The sequence below is a fragment of the Streptomyces sp. NPDC057543 genome (assembly GCF_042801895.1).
GTDB lineage: Bacteria > Actinomycetota > Actinomycetes > Streptomycetales > Streptomycetaceae > Streptomyces.
Window position 1 is genome coordinate 1 of the sequence record NZ_JBHVFF010000495.1, and the last position, 3380, is coordinate 3380.

At 70.8% G+C, this 3380-nt stretch carries 3 protein-coding genes; 2 read left to right on the plus strand and 1 reads right to left on the minus strand.

From position 1 onward, the window contains the following. Positions 1 to 969 (minus strand): PAC2 family protein (locus tag ACFU8Q_RS40345; protein WP_384464859.1); only part of this gene is annotated, 969 nt, incomplete at its 3' end. 254 nt (positions 970 to 1223) lie between these two features. Here ACFU8Q_RS40345 and ACFU8Q_RS40350 point away from each other — a divergent pair. Next, complete coding sequence (locus ACFU8Q_RS40350) at positions 1224 to 2555, plus strand: enolase C-terminal domain-like protein (protein ID WP_384464862.1); 1332 nt, start codon at positions 1224 to 1226, stop codon at positions 2553 to 2555. Beyond that, positions 2555 to 3334, plus strand: a complete 780-nt coding sequence (locus ACFU8Q_RS40355; RefSeq protein WP_384464866.1) for an SDR family NAD(P)-dependent oxidoreductase — start codon at positions 2555 to 2557, stop codon at positions 3332 to 3334. Before ACFU8Q_RS40350 ends, ACFU8Q_RS40355 begins: the two co-directional genes overlap by 1 nt. The last annotated feature ends 46 nt before the right edge of the window (positions 3335 to 3380 follow it).

Sequence of the window (3380 nt, forward strand, 5' to 3'; positions counted from 1 at the left end):
CCGAGAGATGGCCGGTGGCCGCCGCCGTGGCGCGCGCCTGAACCACCTGGAACAGGCGGCGGCAGCGCACTTGGCGGCGGCGCGCGGTTGACGGGACGCGGGCGGGGCCGGTGGCGGGGCGGTCGGTCCAGGATGAGCCCCGCACGGATAGCGCTCGAACTCCCGGGCGATGGCCTCGCCGCTCGCCTCGGGAAGCTCCGCGGTGTCCCGGGCCTCCTCCAGCGTCTGCACATACTCCGCCACTTCGCTGTCCTCGGAGGCCAGTTGGTCCACGCCGAGCTGCCAGGCGCGGGCGTCCTCGGGCAGTTCGCCCAGCGGGATGCGCAGACCGATGAGGTCCTCCAGGCGGTTGAGCAGCGCGAGAGTGGCCTTCGGATTGGGCGGCTGCGACACGTAGTGCGGCACCGCCGCCCACAGACTCACCGCGGGCACGCCCGCGTGCGTGCAGGCCTCCTGGAGGATGCCGACGATGCCCGTCGGACCCTCGTACCTGGTCTCCTCCAGGTCCATGGTCCGCGCCAGATCCGGGTCGGAGGTGACTCCGCTGACCGGCACCGGGCGAGTGTGCGGGGTGTCGCCGAGCAGCGCGCCCAGGATCACCACCATCTCCACGCCCAGCTCATGGGCGAAGGCCAGGATCTCGTTGCAGAACGAGCGCCAGCGCATGGACGGTTCGATACCGCGGACCAGGACGAGGTCACGGGGCTTCTCCCCGCCGACGCGGACGACGGAGAGCCGGGTGGTCGGCCAGGTGATCTTGCGTACCCCGCCGTCCAGCCAGACCGTCGGCCGGTTGACCTGGAAGTCGTAGTAGTCCTCGGCGTCCAGCGCCGCGAACACCTCTCCCTTCCACTCCCGGTCCAGATGCGCGACCGCCGTGGAGGCGGCGTCACCTGCGTCGTTCCATCCCTCGAACGCGGCCACCATGACCGGGTCGATCAGCTCGGGAACCCCCTCGAGCTCGATCACCCAGGCCTCCTTCCGAAGTTCCCTTGCGTACGCACCAACCTTACGGCTTCCGGCCACTCCCGCCGCAGCCCCTGTGCGCAGCCGGGTGAACCTGTGCCACGGGGGTGCATCATCGGTCGAATCAGGCATCAGTCTCTGAATACATCCGAGCTGTGTCCGTCAATTTCGCTCCGACTCTGGACGTTGGGGCCTTCATGACGCTATACATCGGATGACCAGAACAGAGGTCCGATGTTATTCCCCTGGGGGCGCACATGAGTCAGACCGTCACGGATTTCGAGGTTCACGACATCCGCTTTCCGACCTCGGAACAACTGGACGGCTCGGACGCCATGAACCCCGATCCCGACTACTCGGCCGCCTACGTCGTCCTGCGTACCGAACCCCTTGACGAGGGCGCCGTCATCGAGGGACATGGCTTCTGTTTCACCATCGGGCGCGGCAACGAGGTGATGGCCGCCGCCATCGAGACGCTGCGTCCGTACGTGGTGGGGCGCCCGGCGCCCCGTACCGCGGCCGACCTCGCCGCACTGCACCGGGAGCTCACCCATGACTCCCAACTGCGCTGGCTCGGCCCCGAGAAGGGCGTGATGCACATGGCGGCCGGCGCGGTCGTCAACGCTGCCTGGGATCTGGCGGCGAAGCGGGCGGGCAGGCCCGTCTGGCAATTCCTCGCCGAGATGACGCCCGAGGAACTCGTCTCGCTCGTCGACTTCCGCTACCTCACCGACGCCCTCACTCCCGACGAGGCCCTCGCCATCCTGCGGGCCGCCGAACCCGGCCGGGCCGAGCGCGCCGCGCGGCTGCGCGCCGAGGGCTACCCCGCGTACACCACCTCGCCGGGCTGGCTGGGATACACCGACGACAAGCTGGTCCGGCTGGCGAAGGAGGCCGTCGCCGACGGCTTCACCCAGATCAAGCTGAAGGTCGGCGGCAACCTCCGCGACGACGTCCGCAGACTCGCGCTGGCCCGCGAGGCCGTCGGGCCGGACATCCGGATCGCCGTCGACGCCAACCAGCGCTGGGATGTCGCCGACGCGGTGGAGTGGATGACCGCGCTGGCGCCGTTCGACCCGCACTGGATCGAGGAGCCGACCAGCCCCGACGACATCCTCGGCCACGCGGCCGTCCGTGCGGGACAGCCCGTCAAGGTCGCCACCGGTGAACACGTCGCCAACCGGGTCGTGTTCAAGCAGCTCCTGCAGGCCGGAGCCGTCGACTTCGTCCAGATCGACGCGGCCCGGGTCGCGGGCGTCAACGAGAACCTGGCGATCCTGCTGCTCGCCGCCAAGTACGGCGTACCGGTCTGCCCGCACGCGGGCGGAGTCGGGCTGTGCGAGCTGGTGCAACACCTCTCGATGTTCGACTATGTGGCGGTCTCCGGAAGCTGGGAGAACCGCGTGATCGAGTACGTCGACCATCTCCACGAACACTTCGCCGACCCCACCGTGATCGAGAACGGCCGTTATGCCGCGCCGGATTCACCGGGCTTCTCCGCCCGGATGCATCCCGAGTCGATTGCCGCACACCGTTACCCGGAGGGCCCCGTATGGCAGGCCCGCCGCACCACCGAGGAGGCCAACTGATGACCGGCACACGCGACTTCGAGGGGATGAACGCCCTGGTGACGGGCGGCGCCTCCGGCATCGGCGCCGCCGTCGCGACCCTGCTGCTGGCGCGCGGCGCCCAGGTGGCCGTGCTCGACCGGGAGACCGCGGGCGCCCCCGAGGGCGTCCTGGCCGTCAAGGCGGACGTCACCGACGACAACGCCGTGCGCGAGGCGGTCGACCGGGCCACCGGCGAACTCGGCGGCCTGCACACCGTCGTGTCCAACGCGGGCATCGGTTCCATCGGCACCGTCGAGGACAACGCCGACGAGGAGTGGTCCCGGGTCCTGGACATCAACGTCCTCGGCATGGTCCGCACCGCCCGGCACGCCCTGCCTCATCTGCGGCGCGCGGCGGCCGAACGCCCCGGTGCCGTCTCGATCACCCAGACCTGCTCGATCGCCGCGACCGCCGGGCTGCCGCAGCGCGCCCTGTACAGCGCGAGCAAGGGCGCGGTCCTCTCCCTGACCCTCGCGATGGCCGCCGACCACGTCCGCGAAGGCATCCGGGTCAACTGCGTCAACCCGGGCACCGCGGACACCCCGTGGATCGGCCGGCTCCTCGGACAGGCCGATGACCCGGCAGCCGAACGGGCCGCGCTCAACGCCCGCCAGCCGCTCGGGCGGCTGGTCTCGGCCGACGAGGTGGCTGCCGCGATCGTCTACCTCGCGAGCCCCGCCGCCGCCTCCGTCACCGGCACGGCACTCGCCGTCGACGGCGGAATGCAGGGCCTGCGCCTGCGCCCCGCCGAAAGCTGATCAGGGACGCGCGGCCCCGGGCCTGTCCGGCCCTGATCCGCCGGAC

What these genes read in the sequence shown, in the direction of transcription:
- ACFU8Q_RS40350 (WP_384464862.1), top strand. Translation starts at nt 1,224, where the DNA reads ATGAGTCAGACCGTCACGGATTTCGAGGTTCACGACATCCGCTTTCCG.
- ACFU8Q_RS40355 (WP_384464866.1), top strand. Translation starts at nt 2,555, where the DNA reads ATGACCGGCACACGCGACTTCGAGGGGATGAACGCCCTGGTGACGGGC.